The 15,553-nt window shown below is 70.6% G+C and carries 17 protein-coding genes; 12 read left to right on the top strand and 5 right to left on the bottom strand.

The window, feature by feature from the left end:
* Positions 1 to 71 precede the first annotated feature (71 nt).
* From HMPREF9719_RS03235 to HMPREF9719_RS03215, 6 genes are all read left to right on the top strand, one after another.
* Complete coding sequence (locus tag HMPREF9719_RS03235; protein ID WP_004600532.1) at positions 72 to 389, top strand: hypothetical protein; 318 nt, start codon at positions 72 to 74, stop codon at positions 387 to 389.
* A 202-nt stretch (positions 390 to 591) separates the two neighbouring features.
* On the top strand, positions 592 to 753 hold the full coding sequence (locus HMPREF9719_RS09600) for a hypothetical protein (protein WP_158501204.1): 162 nt from the start codon (positions 592 to 594) through the stop codon (positions 751 to 753).
* A 91-nt stretch (positions 754 to 844) separates the two neighbouring features.
* Positions 845 to 1,966, top strand: a complete 1,122-nt coding sequence (locus HMPREF9719_RS03230) for a M24 family metallopeptidase (RefSeq protein ID WP_004600530.1) — start codon at positions 845 to 847, stop codon at positions 1,964 to 1,966.
* Positions 1,967 to 2,031: 65 nt separating this feature from the next.
* Positions 2,032 to 2,598 (top strand): FxsA family protein, encoded by a 567-nt coding sequence (locus HMPREF9719_RS03225; protein WP_004600529.1) that lies wholly within the window; start codon positions 2,032 to 2,034, stop codon positions 2,596 to 2,598.
* 28 nt (positions 2,599 to 2,626) lie between these two features.
* Entirely contained in the window at positions 2,627 to 4,165 is a 1,539-nt protein-coding gene (lnt, locus tag HMPREF9719_RS03220) for an apolipoprotein N-acyltransferase (protein ID WP_004600528.1), read from the top strand.
* Positions 4,166 to 4,243: 78 nt separating this feature from the next.
* The gene (locus tag HMPREF9719_RS03215) at positions 4,244 to 5,014 is read left to right on the top strand and encodes a polyprenol monophosphomannose synthase (RefSeq protein ID WP_004600527.1); all 771 of its coding nucleotides are present in this window, start codon (positions 4,244 to 4,246) and stop codon (positions 5,012 to 5,014) included.
* A gap of 149 nt (positions 5,015 to 5,163) precedes the next feature.
* Here the strand turns inward: HMPREF9719_RS03215 and HMPREF9719_RS03210 are convergent, their stop codons facing one another.
* Positions 5,164 to 5,556 carry an RNA polymerase-binding protein RbpA gene (locus HMPREF9719_RS03210; protein WP_004600526.1) on the bottom strand — a complete coding sequence of 131 codons (393 nt, stop codon included), beginning with the start codon at positions 5,554 to 5,556 and terminating at the stop codon, positions 5,164 to 5,166.
* A 172-nt stretch (positions 5,557 to 5,728) separates the two neighbouring features.
* Here HMPREF9719_RS03210 and HMPREF9719_RS03205 point away from each other — a divergent pair, with 172 nt between their 5' ends.
* Together HMPREF9719_RS03205 and HMPREF9719_RS03200 are read left to right on the top strand one after the other, a co-directional pair.
* Positions 5,729 to 6,064: a hypothetical protein gene (locus HMPREF9719_RS03205; RefSeq protein WP_004600525.1), complete on the top strand. Its 336-nt coding sequence runs from the start codon at positions 5,729 to 5,731 to the stop codon at positions 6,062 to 6,064.
* Between the two features lie 14 nt (positions 6,065 to 6,078).
* Positions 6,079 to 6,777: a YceI family protein gene (locus HMPREF9719_RS03200; RefSeq protein WP_004600524.1), complete on the top strand. Its 699-nt coding sequence runs from the start codon at positions 6,079 to 6,081 to the stop codon at positions 6,775 to 6,777.
* On the opposite strand, the gene HMPREF9719_RS03195 is transcribed toward HMPREF9719_RS03200, so the two are convergent.
* Positions 6,774 to 7,802, bottom strand: coding sequence for an arsenic resistance protein (locus tag HMPREF9719_RS03195; protein ID WP_004600523.1), 1,029 nt, complete (start codon positions 7,800 to 7,802; stop codon positions 6,774 to 6,776). The two genes, HMPREF9719_RS03200 and HMPREF9719_RS03195, sit on opposite strands and share 4 nt — an antisense overlap.
* A 160-nt stretch (positions 7,803 to 7,962) precedes the next feature.
* On the opposite strand from HMPREF9719_RS03195, the gene HMPREF9719_RS03190 reads away from it, so the two are divergent.
* Complete coding sequence (locus tag HMPREF9719_RS03190) at positions 7,963 to 8,916, top strand: ATP-binding cassette domain-containing protein (protein ID WP_004600522.1); 954 nt, start codon at positions 7,963 to 7,965, stop codon at positions 8,914 to 8,916.
* Positions 8,917 to 8,997: 81 nt separating this feature from the next.
* Complete coding sequence (locus HMPREF9719_RS03185; protein WP_004600521.1) at positions 8,998 to 9,744, top strand: ABC transporter permease; 747 nt, start codon at positions 8,998 to 9,000, stop codon at positions 9,742 to 9,744.
* A gap of 11 nt (positions 9,745 to 9,755) precedes the next feature.
* Here HMPREF9719_RS03185 and HMPREF9719_RS03180 read toward each other — a convergent pair whose 3' ends face one another.
* The 3 genes from HMPREF9719_RS03180 to arsB form a co-directional block, all read right to left on the bottom strand.
* Positions 9,756 to 10,808 carry a nitronate monooxygenase gene (locus HMPREF9719_RS03180; RefSeq protein ID WP_004600520.1) on the bottom strand — a complete coding sequence of 351 codons (1,053 nt, stop codon included), beginning with the start codon at positions 10,806 to 10,808 and terminating at the stop codon, positions 9,756 to 9,758.
* Positions 10,809 to 10,952: 144 nt separating this feature from the next.
* The gene (locus HMPREF9719_RS03175; protein WP_004600519.1) at positions 10,953 to 11,735 is read right to left on the bottom strand and encodes an SDR family oxidoreductase; all 783 of its coding nucleotides are present in this window, start codon (positions 11,733 to 11,735) and stop codon (positions 10,953 to 10,955) included.
* Between the two features lie 234 nt (positions 11,736 to 11,969).
* Entirely contained in the window at positions 11,970 to 13,073 is a 1,104-nt protein-coding gene (gene arsB, locus HMPREF9719_RS03170; RefSeq protein ID WP_004600518.1) for an ACR3 family arsenite efflux transporter, read from the bottom strand.
* 84 nt (positions 13,074 to 13,157) lie between these two features.
* Between arsB and HMPREF9719_RS03165 the strand changes: the two genes are divergently transcribed.
* Together HMPREF9719_RS03165 and HMPREF9719_RS03160 are read left to right on the top strand one after the other, a co-directional pair.
* Positions 13,158 to 13,514 carry an ArsR/SmtB family transcription factor gene (locus HMPREF9719_RS03165; RefSeq protein WP_004600517.1) on the top strand — a complete coding sequence of 119 codons (357 nt, stop codon included), beginning with the start codon at positions 13,158 to 13,160 and terminating at the stop codon, positions 13,512 to 13,514.
* Positions 13,515 to 14,199: 685 nt separating this feature from the next.
* Positions 14,200 to 15,504, top strand: a complete 1,305-nt coding sequence (locus tag HMPREF9719_RS03160) for an anaerobic C4-dicarboxylate transporter (protein ID WP_004600516.1) — start codon at positions 14,200 to 14,202, stop codon at positions 15,502 to 15,504.
* Positions 15,505 to 15,553 lie beyond the last annotated feature (49 nt).

Raw genomic sequence — 15,553 nt, 5'->3', positions numbered from 1 at the left:
GGAAACGAGTTTTCGGCCCGTCGGGACAACGGAGCCGGCGAAAAAGCGACGACGCGCGGAGGGATAACGCCATGACGACGACCGAGCCAGCACCGGGCGCCAGGAACCTTGACTGGTGGCCGGCGGCCTGGGTGGCGCTCGGGACCGGGCTCATCTGGATCGTCGTCGTGCTCTACCGGGCGCTCGGCCGCGGCATCGGGGGAGAGGTCTCCTACTCGCTCGTCGCCGGCGCCGGCCTCGGCATCGCCGCGGCGCTCGGCTGGGTGCAGACCAGGCCAAAGCCACGGAGCGGCACCGTCGCGGCGATCGCCGTGGTTGCCGCCATCGCGCTGAGCGCCCTGCTCACCGTCGCGGTGTACTACCTCGGCGCGAGCCTCGCCGGGAGCTAGCCGGTTCGCCGACCCCTCGAATCGGGCGCGCACAGCGCCGCCGCGAGGGGGACACGGCACGCTAGGATCGGCCGCATGGCCTCGCAGCGGCCCGAACTAAGCGCCGGTTCCGCCTCGGATGGGCAGGGCGAGAACGTCAGATCGATCGTCTTCGCCCCGTTGCCGACGCGGCTCGCCGTGGGCTACGAGGTGGCTCTTCGGAGTGATGTGGCACCCGATGGGCATCCTGTTCGCCGCCGGCACGCCACTCATCAAGGTCGAGCGGCTCACCCGCATGCCCGTCATCGTCTCGTGTAGCAGCGACGACGCCGCCGAACGCATCACCCGGGTCCTCGGGCTCGAGGCCAACGCCGATACTGCTTAGTGCGAGCACCCGCGCGAGGCGCACGCTCCCCGGGCCCCGCGAGCCGGGCGGCGCACACCCGCCTTCAGCCGCGGGGCTATCGTGGGCGGTCATGACAGCGCTATTCGACACCGATACCTACGCCCGGCGCCTGGACAAGGCGGCCGAGGTGTGCCGCCGCGACGGCCTGGCCGGCCTCATCATCGGTACCGGCGCGGACTTCGAGTACCTGCTCGGCTCGAAGGCCTCCTCGCACGAGCGGCTCACCGCGCTGGTGATCCCCGCCGAGGGCAGGCCCGCGGTAGTCAGCCCCGAGACTGACCTCGCGGACCTCGACGAGTCGGCCGTGCCCGGCCTCGATGTCGACGTGCTTGCCTGGCGCGACGGGGACGACGCCCACCAGCTGGCCGCGGACCGCCTCGGCGAGGCGCCCGGCCCCGTGGGCTACGGCGCGTCGCTCACCGCCGACCACCTCCTCCCGTTGATGGAGAAGCTTCCCGGCCGCGAGGCGCGCCTCGCGACGAGCGCGCTCGCCGAGCTCTTCGTTGTCAAGGAGCCCGACGAAATCGAGCAGCTGCGCGGCGCGGCCCGCGCCATCGACGCCGTCCACGCCCGCGTGCCCGACCTGCTCATCCCCGGGCGCACCGAGAACGAGGTCGCCGCGGAGCTCGACCGGCTCATCCGCGCCGAGCACGACGAGGTCGACTTCGTCATCGTCGGCTCCGGGCCCAACGGCGCGAACCCGCACCACTCGCACTCCGACCGGATCTTGAGCGAGGGCGACCTCGTCGTCGTCGACCTCGGCGGGAGCTTCGGGGTGGGCTACCACTCCGACTGCACCCGCACCTACGTCGTCGGCGGGGACCCAGAGTCCCTCTCTAAGGAGGAGCGCCACCTCTACGAGGTCCTCGAGGAGGCCTTCGCCGCGGCCGCCAAGGCCGCGCGCCCGGGTGTCGCCGCAGGCTCGGTCGACGCCGCCGCCCGCGACGTCATCGAGGCCGCCGGCTTCGGCGACGCGTTCTTCCACCGGCTCGGCCACGGCATCGGGCTCGCCGGCCACGAGGAACCCTTCCTCCTGCCCGGCTCCGAGGTGCCGCTGCGCGAGGGGATGTGCTTCTCCATCGAGCCGGGGATCTACCTGCGCGGCCGCTACGGGGCGCGCATCGAGGACATCGTCACCGTCACGGCCAACGGCGTCGAGCACCTCAACGCCAACCCGCGGGTCCTTCGCTAAGGGCGAACGCCGATCACAGGCTCGCGCCTCGAGGAGCCCGACCCCGGCCGGATAGGCTGGACGGCGTGCCTATATTGCTGCTCATCGCCTACATCGTCCTCGAGGTGTCCTTCCTCGCGCTCGTCATCAGCTGGGTCGGCCCCGGCTGGGCGATCCTCGCCCTGCTGCTCTCCCTGTTCGGGGGGCTCGCGCTGGCGCGCTGGCAGATGAGGCGCATCGCCATCGACGCCCAGTCGCGCGGCACGGACGCCGGCCGCGCGCTCGCCGACGTCGGGCTCACCGCCGTCGGCGCGCTGCTCGTCGCGCTGCCCGGGCTGTTCACCGCGCTGGTGGGCCTGCTCTTCATCCTCCCGCCGACCCGCGCGCTCCTTCGGGGGCTGCTCGCCGGGCGGCTCAAGGCCCACGTCGAGACCATGGGCGTGCGCGGCTACGAGCGCTCCGCCGCGCGCTTCCCCCACACCGTCTACGGCACCATGCGCGACGAGTCCGACGCGACCGGCAACGCGGGCCCCGCCGGCGGAAGCGGCGCGGGCGAGGTCATCGACAACGACGAAGTCGAGCGCCTCATGCGCGATATCTCTCCGGAGGACTTCGGACGCCCGGGCGACGACAAGCCCCGCGGGGACGACTAGCCAGAAAACGAGATAGGGGAGGGCCGCCGTGCTTCCGCTCCGACTGCTTGTTGCCGCCGCGTCCGGGGCGCTGGTGGCCGCCTCCTTCCAGCCCGCCGGCTGGTGGCCCGCGGCGCTGGTGGGGATGGCGCTGCTCTTCGCGGCGCTCAAGCCCTGGCGGCGCCGCCTCGGCGTCGCCGGCGCGCCCGACGAGCGCTACCCCTATCCGAAGGCCTCGAGCGGGGCGCTCATCGGCTTCGTCCACGCCGCCGCCCAGTACCTCATCCTCCTGCCGTGGATCGCGTCGTTCGTCGGCGCGATGCCCTACCTCGCGCTCGTCGTCGCGCTGTCGCTCTACGCGCTGCTCACCGGCGCGCTCGGGGTGCTGGTCGCGCGCTGGCGGCTGGGCTTTCTCGCCTTCCCGTTCCTCTACGTCGCCGTCGAGTACGCCCGCTCCCACTTCCCGTGGGGCGGGTTCGCGTGGGTGCGGCTCGCCTGGGGGCAGGTCGGCGGCCCCCTGGAGGCGCTCACCCGCTGGGGCGGGCCCGCGCTGGTGAGCCTCGCCGCGGCGCTCGTGGGCTGCGCACTCGCCGCGCTCGTCGGGCTGCGCGGCCGCCGCGTCGCCGGGCTCGTCGTGATCTTCGCGGTGACGCTAGCGGCGCTTCTCGCCGGCTCGAGGGTCGGCAGCGGGGAGGTCACCGGCACCGCGCGCGTCGCGGCCGTGCAGGGCAACGTGCCGCGCACCGGGCTCGATGAGACCCGTCAGGCGCTCACCGTGCTCAACAACCACGCCGAGGTCACCGAGCGGATCGACGAGGATGTCGACCTCGTCATCTGGCCGGAGAACTCCTCCGACGTCGACGCCGTCGACAACCCCAAGGCCCGCACCCGCGTCGCGCGGGCGGCGCGCGCCGTCGATGCGCCCGTGCTCGTGGGCACCCGCACCACCGACGAGGTAGGCGAGCGCAACACCATGGCCGTCATCGAGACCTCCGGCCGGGTGGGCGACGTCCACCACAAGAAGTACCTCCAGCCCTTCGGGGAGACGATGCCGCTGCGCGACACGCTGCGCCACGTCACCGACCTCGTCGACTACGCCGGCGACTTCAAGCCCGGCAACGGAAACGGCGTCGTGGAGATGGCCGGCGTGAGACTCGGCGTGGCGACCTGCTACGAGGTCGCCTTCGACCCCGCCTACCGCGACGCCGTCGACGCCGGCGCCGAGCTGCTCGCCACCCCGACGAACAACGCCACCTTCGGCGAGACGGACATGACGTACCAGCAGATGGCGATGAGCCGGCTGCGGGCCATTGAACACGACCGGGCGGTCGTCGTCGCCGCGACGACCGGCTCCTCGGCGATCATCAACCCCGACGGCACCGTCGAGGAGAAGACCGAGCTGTGGCGGCCCGCGACGCTCATCTACGAGCTGCCGCTCAAGGAGACCCGCACGCCCGCGACGTGGGCGAGTTTCTGGCTGGAATTGGGCGCCGTTATCATGGGCTGCGCTATAGCGGCGGCCGCGCTGCTCGGAGCCGCGCCCGCGGGGCTCAACCGCCGGGCCGCGACGGTGCGGTCGGCCGCCTAGAGCCGGAGCCGGCGGCGCTACCCGCCGCCCCGGCAAATCTCATCCCCGGATAGACCCTGGTAAGGAGCCGACGAGCTCATGGCGGCACGCGACGAGGCGCTGGTCATCATCCCGACCTTCAACGAGGCGGAGAACCTCCCGACGATCGCGGCGCGGCTGCTCGACGCGAACCCCTCGGTCCACCTGCTCGTCGCCGACGACAACAGCCCCGACGGCACCGGCGAGATCGCCGACCGGCTCGCCGCCGACGACGAGCGCATCCACGTCCTCCACCGCGAGAACAAGGAGGGGCTGCTCGCCGCGTACCTCGCTGGCTTCGCGTGGGGCGAGGAGCACGGCTTCGGGGTGCTCTGCCAGATGGACGCCGACGGCTCGCACCGCCCCGAGCAGCTGCCCGCGCTGCTCGAGGCGATCGACGATGGCGCGGACCTCGCGATCGGCTCGCGCTACGTGCCCGGCGGGCGCACCGTCGACTGGCCCGCCAAGCGCCGGCTGCTCTCCAAGGCAGGCAACCTCTACATCTCGGTCGCGCTCGGGCTCGGGGTGCGCGACGCGACCGCGGGCTTCCGCGCCTACCGGCCGGAGGTGCTGCGCGAGTGCGAGGCGGAGACGCTCTCCAACAAGGGCTACATCTTCCAGGTCGAGCTCACCTTCCGCGCGGCGCAGGCGGGCTTCCGCATCGACGAGGTGCCCATCACCTTCGCCGACCGGGAGCTCGGCGAGTCGAAGCTCTCGGGCAGCTTCGTCGCCCATTCGCTCATCGAGGTCACCCGCTGGGCGATCCGCCACCGCTTCAACCAGATCGCCGCGCCGCTGCGCGCGATCGCGGGCTCGCGCCGCGGCCGCTAGGGAACCGCCGCACGCGGCTCCCGCGCGACGCGAGCGGCGCGCGGCCACGACTTCAGCCCTAGACACGACGACGCGGCCCGCCCCAGGGTCTCTTACCCGGGGCGGGCCGCGTCGTCGCTGAGCTCAGCTCGAGAGGGGAGCGGCGGGCCTTACTTCTTGGCCTTGGCCGCCTCTTCCTCCTTCTTCTGCTGCTTGAGCAGCCGGGTCGCCTCGCGGCGGCGCTTGCGGAGCTGGTCGATGCGCTCCTCGAGGAGCTCGTCGAGCTCCTCCAAAGAGCGGCGCTCGCGGAGCATGTCCCAGTGGGTGCGCGGCGGCTTCGAGGGCTTCGAGGCCACGCCCTTGCCCTCGATGAGGGTGCCCCACTCGCCGTCCTTGCACAGCCAGGTCTCGGGGATCTCGGCGTCCTCGGCGAAGGGCACCTCGTGGATCTTGCCGGACTCGGTCTTGTACTTGGCGGTCTGCCGGGGGGCCAGGTCGTGGTCGCGGTCCGTCTCGTAGCTCACGGCGCCCATGCGGCTGCCTCGCAGAACGCGGTCTGCCATCTCGCATCCATCCTTTCGCGGCGCTAGAATCGCTGCCGCCGATCGTCCTCGTTCTCGCCCCGCCCGCGCACGGCCGGGGGCGGGGGCTTACCGGGCCACCTATCATAACGCGGCCGGGTGGGCCAGTGTTCCCGTTCCCATTTCCGCGCGCCCGGCGGGTAGCATCAGCCGCGTGGAAGAAGCCCGGACCGCCCCGACGCGGCGCTGCCGCTGGTGCGGCGGGGAGCTACAGACCGGCGGGCGCGGCCGGCCCAAGGAGTTCTGCTCGGCGTCGTGCCGGCAGGCGGCCTACGAGCAGCGCCGCGGCCTCGCCGGGCGCCGCGTCAAGGAGGGCGACGTCGTGCTGCGCGCCGAGCGGGCGGACAGGCTGCGCGACTCGCTGTTCGCGCTGCGCTGCGCCGCCGAGGACGTCGCCACCGCGGCCAGGGAGGGCGCCGACGGTTCGGAGATCGCCGCGCTCAGTGAGGAGCTCGTCGCCATGGCCAAGGACATCGAGAGACTCAGGTAAGTTTTAGAGGCACCATGTTGCGTCACCGGAAACTCATTATCACCTGCTTCATCGTCGCCATCGTGCTCGTCGCCACGATCGGCGTGGCACCCATGGTTTTCTCCGCGATCCTGGGGCCCGGCGTGAAGACCGAGGGCTTGAGCGACAGCGGCGCCAGCCCCGCCACCGAGGAGATGGACGGCACCTGGGAGGTCGTCTCCGGCTCGGGGCGCAACACCTCCTCGCTCGGCTACACGTTCGCCGAGATCCTCCCCGTCGACGAGCGGGTGACCTCCGGGTCCACGCAGGACATCGAGGGCACGGTCACCATCGCCGGCGAGAAGATCCAGGACGGGCAGGTCACCGTGGACGTCACGGACGTCTCCTCGGACAAGCAGGTCCGCGACGAGAACGTGCGCCGCAAGATCCTCGAGACCGACACCTATCCCACCGCGCACCTCACGCTCGACGGGGGAGAGGACGTCTCCCACCTGCCCGATGACGGCACGGCGGCGACGGTGACGGTCTCCGGGAAGCTCACCATCAAGGACGCCACCCGGCCCGTGACCGCCGAGCTGCGCGCGCTGCGCGACGGCGACCGGGTCATCCTCTCCGGGGACCTGCCGATCAAGCGCGAGGACTTCAACCTCGAGGCGCCCGAGTTCGTCGCCGCGAAGATCGCCGAGGAGGGCGAGATCAACATCCGCCTCGCCTTCGAGAAGGCCGGCTCTTAAGCCCTAGCTCTCCGCACGCCCGGGCCCGCCGCGGTGCGAGCGGGGACGCGGCGCCCCAGCCAGACGAGCGCGACCATGACGAGGAGCTCCACCATGGTCTGCGTGACGACCGCGAAGGGCGCGACCTCGAAGCCGGCCGGCAGCGCGAGCGCCAGCGGCAGCACGACAAGCGAGTTCCTCGTCACGCCCGCGAAACCCACCGCGCGGCGCGCCGGCTCGCCGAGCCCCAGCGCCCGGCCGACGAGCCAGCCGATAGGAGCCATGAGCACCGCGAAGGCCGCGTAGCCGCCGGCCGCCGGCGCGAGCCGCCCGGCCTGGCCCGCGACGTCGGCGGCCTGCCAGCAGACCACCGAGCCGAGCACGAGCATCATGAGCGGCACCATCGCCGCCTCGAAGCCGCGGTGGATCGCCCGCGCCGCGCGGTGGCGCCCCTCGAGCGCCTGCACCCCGGCCGCCGCGGCGAGCGGCGCGGCGATGAAGAGCAGGAACGCCCGCACGAATGGCTCGGGCTCGATCGCGGCGGCGACGTCCCCGCCGGCGAGCAGCCACAGGTAGGCGGGGACGAGAACGATCTGCAAGAGCATCACCGCCGGCGTCACGGCGAGCAGCCGCTCCCGGTCGCCGCCGGCCAGGCCTGAGAAGACGATGACGTAGTCGACGCACGGGGACAAAAGCACGATGAGCGCCCCGGTCACCAGCGCCTCGTCGCCGGCGATGGGGCGGGTCACCAGCCAGGCGACCGCCGGGGCGAGCACGAAGTTCACCAGCGCGACGACGCTAAGAAACCGCCAGTCGCGCGCCGCCCGGCCGAGCCTGGTAGACGGCACCCCGAGGAACGTCGCGAAGAGTAGCGCCACGAGCGCGGGCTCGACGAGGCGCCCGGCAATCGCGGCGGGGGCCTCGAACGAGAGGCCGAGCGCGGCGCCCAGCGCCGCGGCCGCGAAGTAGAGCGGCACCTGGAAGCGGTCGAGGAATCCTACCGCCGTCTGAGCCGCGCTCGGGGAGCCGGACGGGGAGCGAGCCATGACGCCCAAGCCTACGGTCCCGCGTCGAGGACTCGGTCGGGCGCGGTGATGTCCACCAAAACGTCCTCCGTGGTCGCGGCGAAATCCATCACGATGCGTAGGCAAAAGAATGTACATTCAATCTTGTGTTCTCGCCGGTAATCGGGTAGGAATCGACCCCATGATCTCGGTCGAGAGTTTATCGAAATCCTACGGAAAGAATGCGGTTCTCCACGACGTGTCGTTTAGCGTCCCCGATGGCGCCGTGACGGGGCTACTGGGGCCGAACGGGGCGGGAAAATCGACGCTGATGCGGTGCGTGCTTGGCCTCGATAGGCCGAGCGGCGGGGGCGCGACGGTCGACGGCGAGCCCTTCGCGGCGATCGCGAACAAGCCGGCGGCCGCGGGCGCGCTCCTCGACGCGGGCTGGTTCGTGCCCTCGCGCAGCGCGCGCTCGCACCTGCGGGTCATCGCCCGCGGCGCGGGCATCCCGGATACGCGGGTCGACGAGCTCCTCGAGCTCGTGGGGCTCGCCTCGGTGGCTAACAAGAAGGTCGGGGCCTTCTCCCTTGGCATGAAGCAGCGCCTCGGGGTGGCGACGGCGCTGCTCGGCGACCCGCAGAACCTTGTTTTCGACGAGCCGGTCAACGGCCTCGACCCGGAGGGCGTGGCGTGGGTGCGCCGCACGCTGAAGCACCTCGCCGCCGAGGGCAAGGCGGTGCTCGTCTCCTCCCACCTGCTCAGCGAGATGCAGCAGACCGCCGACCGGGTCGTGCTGCTCGGCCGGGGCCGGCTGCTCGGCGAGCACGAGATGGCGGAGTTCCTCTCCGCGGGCGCGAGCGTCGTCGTGAGCTCCCCGAGCATCGCCGCGCTCGTCGAGCACCTCGAGGGCAAGGGGCTGACCGTCTCGGGCGCGCCCCAGGGCGAGGGCGAGGACGCGCGCTCGGTCGCCGTGCCGGAGGGCTGGGCTCCCGAGCGGGTGCGCGCGCTCGTCGGGGAGACCGCCCTCGAGGCCGGGGTCGCGATCACCGAGCTCTACACCAAGCAGAGCAGCCTCGAGGAGACCTACCTCAGCGCCACGGAGGGCGCCGAGGAGTTTCAAGCTGCCGAGTCGCGAGAGGGCCGAGCCTCCTAACCGGCCGGTTTTACCTCTCCTGCCCGAGGTATTCGTACTCCGTTTAATTCGCACCAGGATAAAGAAAGGTTCCGGAAACCGATGGCCTTCGCCGCCGCCCTCCGTTCGGAGCTCACCAAGCTCCTCACCAGAAAAAGCACCGCCGTCTTCGCCGCGATCTACGCGATTATCACCATTCTGCCGATCGCCGTGGCGATCATCGTCAAGTCGATCAATCACCAGGAGGTCATCTTCGGCTGGGGCATGGTCATGATCGCCTCGATGACCGCCACGTTCGTCGCCGTCGCGTTCGGCGCGGTGAGCACGACGACCGACATCAAGACCTCGATGTACGCCCAGGCCTTCCTCACCCAGAAGAGCCGCTGGCACTGGCTCGTGGCGAAGATGCTCGTCACCGCGGTGGGGCTCATCCTCGTGTTCCTCGTCGCGCTGCTCGTCGACGCCGTGCTGGGGCTCGTCTTCTTCGACGGCTTCGTCAACGAGGGGCTCCCCGTCGTCCTCGTCGGGCAGCCGCTCATGCAGACCTCCGTGCTCATCATCGTCATGGGCCTGTCGGCGATCATCGGGAGCCAGGGGCTTTCCGTGGCGCTGCCGCTCATCTGGATGGCCGTGGTCGAGGGGATCCTCGGCGGACTCCTCGGCCGGATGCCCTTCCTGCAGGCGTTGATGCCGTTCTTCAACGCCCAGAGCCTAACCAGCCTCTTCGAGACCACGCCCGAGCCCCTCCTCGGGAGCTCCTTCGTGCTCAATGGGGCGGTCGTCGTCGCCTGGCTCGTCGTCGCCGTCGCGGGCGCGCTGGTCGTCAACCAGCGCCGCGACGTGAAGTAGGGAAGCGGCAGCTACTTGGTCTGCGCCGCCGCGCCCGCCGCCAGGGCCTCGACGATCCGGGCGGCGGGCGCGGCCTCTGCGCTGGGGAAGCCGACACCGGCCCACAGGTTGAGGGCCTCGGCGTCGCCGGCGCCGTTGGCCTCGGCGCGCAGCCCGGAGGTGAGGTGGTGGAGCTCCGGGTAGAGGCCCGGGGCGCGCTCGCCGACCCACTCGATGAACGCGTTGCCGATCCCGCGGGCCAGCCGACCGCTGAACGCCCGCGTCAGCGTCGTCGACCGGCCGCGCAGCTCCTGCAAGGCGCGGCGGTGAGTCTCTTTGGTCCCGGCCTCCTCGGCGAGGAGGAACGCCGTGCCCGCCTGCGCGGCCGCCGCGCCGCGGCGCAGCGCGCCCTCGACGTCTGAGGCCGTGGCGATCCCGCCGGCGGCGACGACCGGCTTCGACGTCGCGCCGCGGGCGTGGTCGAGGAGCTCACTAAGCGTGAACGACGAGCCGGCCTCGGGCGGGGAGAGCACCGTCGCCCGGTGGCCGCCGGCCTCCCGGCCCTGCACGACGATCGCGTCGCAGTCCGCCTTGTCGAGGTACTCGATCTCCTCCGGGGTCGTCGCCTTGAGCGCGATTGCCTTGCCCCGGGAGCGCAGCAGCCTCGTGGCGGCCTCGTCCGGGTAGCCGAAGGCCGTCGACACCACCGCCGCGCGCGAATCTGCGACGACCTCGAGTTTCGCGCGGTAGCCGTCGTCGTCGAACACCGGCGTCTCGGGCAGCAGCTCGGGTGGGTAGCCGAGCTCAACGAGCAGCTCGCGGTAGCGGCGCAGCTCGGCGGCCTGCTCAGGAGAGGTCTCGGCGCGCGCGGGCGGGGAGAAGAGGTTCGCCCCGAAGGGCCGGTCGGTGAGCCGCTCGACGGCGGCGATGCGACGGCCCAGCTCCTCGGGTGAGAGATATCCCCCGGCGAGCACCCCAAGGCCGCCGGCCTCGCTGACCGCGGCGGTGAGCTCCGGGGTCGAGGGGCCGCCCGCCATCGGGGCGAGCACGATCGGCAGCCGACACAGGTCGTCGATTCCGCTCATGCGCGCCAAACTAGCAGATCAGCGGGTCATCGGGGCGAAATCGCGCGGCCTTCGAGGAATGACGCCGATACGAAGGCACGTGTGAGGCCGAGGCGCAGACGCCTCGGTGTTACACGTGCCGTCCCGAGAGCCTCAGCCGGCTGACTAGAACCGGACCTTGCGGTCGGTGGTGAGCTTCGCGTTGATGAAGCGGAGCAGCCAGTTGGGCGAGAAGTGCGAGGCCAGGTACATGATCTTGGCCTGACGCCCCACGGGGTGGTGGACCTTGGTGGGCTTGGAACGCGGGGCCTCCACGACCTTGGTGATGGCCTCCGCGATGTCCTCGGCCGAAAGGCTCACGCCCATGGGCTTGGTGCCGCTAGTCTCTACGCCGTCGAGCATCCCGGTCTTGGCGTAGAGCGGCCAGAGCGAGGTGACGGTGATGTCGTCCTGGTCCCACTCCTGGTCGAGGGCCTCGGTGATGCCGCGGACCGCGAACTTCGTGGTGGAGTAGACGGCCATGTCCGGGGTGCCGTAGATCGCCGCCGCGCTGGCGATGTTGACGAGCCGGGCGTCCGGGCTCTTCTGGAGCCAGGGGTAGGCGGCGCGGGCGCCGAAGAGCACGCCCTTGACGTTGACGTCGACGAGGGCGGCGTCTTTCTTGTACGAGCCCTCGGTGACGAACGGGCCGCCGTAGAGGATGCCGGCGTTGTTGACGACGACGTCAATGTGCCCGCCCACGGCCTGGGCGAACTCCGAGAGGGCGTTCTCCCAGCCCTCGGGGTCCGTGACGTCGAGGTGCCCGGTGTGGAGGTTGGGCCCGGTCGCCCAGTCGAAGTTGTCGCTGATGTCGTAGGCCCCGACGCTCCAGCCGCGGCCGGCCAGGCGCTGCGCGGTGGCGCGCCCGATGCCCTGAGCCGCGCCCGAGATGAATACTGTGCGTGTCATGGGGTAACCGTAACCAGAAAAACAACTATCACATCGGTTTGTGATACAGCCCACCCCCGGATGTGGTGTTTGCGCCCGCCTGCGTCCGGACACACCGACGCCGTCCGCGTTGCGCAGGAGCATTGCGGGGCGCAGACGGCGGGGCGGCGTGACGGGGAAGTGGCCGGGCTCTCGCGGCGGCGGAAAACGGCCATGCGTCGTCGACGACGGGGCGTCGGTCGCATGCGGGATGGGTCAGGCGGCCGTCCTGGCGAATTGGGCGTGCGGCAGGGTCGGGTCGCCCGCGAACAGTTTCGGCCCCAGCCAGCGCATGACGTAGACCAGCGCGACGAGGATCGGCACCTCGATCATCGGGCCGATCGTCCCCGCCAGCGCCTCGCCCGAGGCGGCGCCGAAGGTGCCGATGGACACCGCGATGGCCAGCTCGAAGTTGTTGCCCGCCGCGGTGAACGACACCGATGCCGACTGGGCGTAGTTGAGGTTGGCGAGCTTCGCCGTGATCAGCGCGAGGGCGAACATGCCCAGGAAGTAGAGCACCAGCGGAAGCGCCAACCGCGCCACTGCCCACGGATTGGCCGCTACCTTATCGCCTTGCAGCGAGAAGAGCAGCACGATCGTGTACAGCAGGCCGATGAGCGCCAGCGGCGAGACCCGCGGAAGGAAGGTGTTCTCGTACCAGTCGCGGCTCTTGATCTTCTCGCCGAGCAGCCGGGAGGCCGCCCCGGCCAGCAGCGGGATCCCCAGGAACACCAGCACCGCGGCGGCGATTGTCCAGAAGGAGAACTCCGCCGAGGTCGTCTCCAAACCCAGCCAGGACGGCAGGATCTGCAGGTAGAACCAGCCGAGAACGGCGTACATGATCACCTGGAACACCGAGTTGATTGCCACCAGCACCGCGGTGGCCTCCCGGTCGGCGCACGAGAGGTCCGACCAGACGAGCACCATCGCGATGCAGCGGGCGAGGCCGACCATGATCAAACCGGTGCGAAGTTCTGGCTGGTCCGGCAGGAAGATCCAGGCGAGGGTGAACATGAACAGTGGGCCGACGACCCAGTTGAGGACGAGAGACACGCCCATCAGCCGCGCGTCTGTGGCGATCTTGCCGGCCTTGTCGTAGCGAACCTTGGCCAGCGGCGGGTACATCATCACCAGCAGACCAAGGGCGATGGGAATGGAGATCCCGCCGACCTCGACGGCGCCCAGGGCGTCACCGATGCCAGGGGCCAGGCGGCTGATCGCCAGGCCCGCGGCCATGGCCAGGATGATCCAGACGGGCAAGAAGCGGTCGAGAAACGACATGCGGGGCGGCGCTACGCCCGGAGCCGAAGGCGGAGTCATGGGATCCTACCTCTTTCATATCGACGTGGATCTATATATGAAAATAGTTCCGAAATCGATGTGCGTCAATGTAGCGTGGTGTGCATGAGCCCGACCCGTCCCGTATCCGACGCCGACGTCCTAAACAACTCGCGGTGTTGTTCGCTGGGCACCGGGCCGCTAACCGAGGACGAATCGGTTCGCTACGCCGAAGTGTTTAAGGTCCTGGCGGAGCCGGTGCGGCTACGGATCCTGTCCGAGCTGGCCGCCGCGGGGTGCGAACCGGCGAGCGTCGGCGACATCGCCGACATGATGGGTCTGAGCCAGCCGACGATCTCGCACCATTTGAAGAAGATGACCGAGGCGGGGCTTCTGGAGCGTCGCCGCGAGAGGCGCAGCGTGATCCATCAGGTCCGCCCGGAGGCCTTCGCCGATTTGCGCACCGTGCTTCAGATCGGTTGAGGACACGCCTCGCAGTGTTGGCCAGGTGGGCTCAGGGCGGAACTGGTGGCACGACAGCGGGCGGCGAGCGCGACGACCTGGAGTGTCGATGCCGATGAGCCGTGCATACGACCGCTACCGGCCACCACCCCTTAAACGCCGATAATATATATTATGTCAGATCAGCGGCGGCTCCCGCTCCCCACCGTTGGCGGCTCTCGCCGGCCAGGCTGCCTCTCCGCGCGCCCCGTGGCCTGCCCCCATCCTCCGCAAGGCCGCCGGCCCCACGCGCCGCGAACCGGCCCGGCGGCCGTACGTGTCGCCGCATCGCACGGTCGCCGGTCTTGCCCGCGGCGCGCGTTCGCCGACCTGTCCTCACGCCGGTATTCGGCCGGTTCGTCGCTCTTGATGGCGTTGGCTCGCCCCAAGGCGCGAGTCCTTCCCTTTGCCTCGCACGCTGCGCAATCTCGTGAAGCTTGCTACCGGTCCGCGGGGCCTGGCCGTCGGGTTTCTCCCCGCCAAAGAGGCGGTACCGCGCACCGCTCCCCGACCCTTCGATCTACCCCTTGTGGGGCCGCTCATATAGCCGGGTGATAATGCGCTCACATCACCCTTTTGTCAAGCTGCTTGGCGCATAGTGGAGTGCAGAGACCCCGGGCGATCTGCCCGCGGTCGCCCCTGGTGTGCGAGCGAAAGCGAGGCCGGCATGGTCATAGTCCACCTGATCATCCTCTTCGGCGCGATCATCATCGGCGCCCGGAAGGGATCCATCGGAATCGGGCTCGCCGGCGGGCTCGGGGTGATGCTGCTCGGCGCGACCGGCATTCCGGTCGACCGGGAGGACATCCCCTGGGACGTCATCGGCATCATCATGTCGGTCATCGCCGCGATTGCCGCGATGCAGTCGGCCGGCGGCATGAGCTACCTCGTCGGCCTCGCGGAGCGACTTCTTCGCAAGAACCCCTCGAAGGTCACCTACCTCGCCCCCTACGTCACCTACTCGATGACGCTATTTGCCGGCACGGGGCACACGTCGTTCTCGACGCTGCCGGTCATCGCCGAGGTCGCCAAGGAGGGCGGCGTGCGGCCCTCTAGGCCGCTGTCGGCCGCGGTGGTCGGCTCCCAGATGGGTATCACCGCCTCCCCCATCTCGGCTGCGGTCGTGCTCATGGCCAGCCTTGTCGAGCCGCTCGGCGTGGGCTACCTGCAGCTGCTGGCGGTCGCGGTGCCGGCCACGGCGCTCGCGATCCTGCCGATGGCGTTTGTCGCGAACCGGCTGGGCAAGCCGCTCGACCAGGACCCCGTCTACCGGGAGCGCCTCGAGCGCGGCGAGGTCGAGCCGCCGCGGCCGGGCGGCCACGAGTCGGGCCCGGCGGCGAAGCGCTCGGTGCTCATCTTCCTCGTCGCCGTCGTCGCCGTGATGGCGTACGCGACGCTGATTTCCGAGCAGCTGGGGCTCATCGAGGAGCCGACGCTGGGGCGCAACGAGGCGATCATGACGGTCATGCTCACCGCCGCGCTCGTCATCGTCGCGACGTGCAAGACCAGCCCGAAGGACCTGCTCGGCGCTCCGGTGTTCCGCTCAGGCATGTCGGCGTGCGTGTGCGTGCTCGGCGTCGCGTGGCTCGGCGCGACGTTCATCAACCACTACCTCGATCAGCTCACCGACCTCGCGGGCGATCTGCTCGCCGACTTCCCGTGGCTGCTCGCCGTCGTGCTGTTCCTCGCCTCGACGCTGCTCTACTCGCAGGCCGCGACGACGCAGACGATGATGCCCGCAGCGCTTGCGCTCGGCGTCGGGCCGGTGACCGCCGTCGCGAGCTTCGCGGCGACCTCGGGACTGTTCGTCCTGCCCACCTACCCCACGCTCGTCGCGGCCGTGGAGATGGACGACACCGGCTCCACCCGGATCGGGCGCTGGGTGTTCAACCACCCGTTCCTCCTGCCCGGCATCGTCGGCCTGGCCGTCGCCGTGGGGCTGGGCTTCCTGCTCGGCGAGGTGATCCTCTAGAAGCTAAGCCGCGGCCGGGCGGGCGGGACCTCTCCCCTTCCCCGCCCGG

Source organism: Corynebacterium otitidis ATCC 51513, from assembly GCF_000296405.1.
GTDB classification, from domain to species: domain Bacteria; phylum Actinomycetota; class Actinomycetes; order Mycobacteriales; family Mycobacteriaceae; genus Corynebacterium; species Corynebacterium otitidis.
The sequence above is the reverse complement of the archived record's forward strand: the minus strand, read 5'-3'. Positions and strand labels throughout refer to the sequence as shown.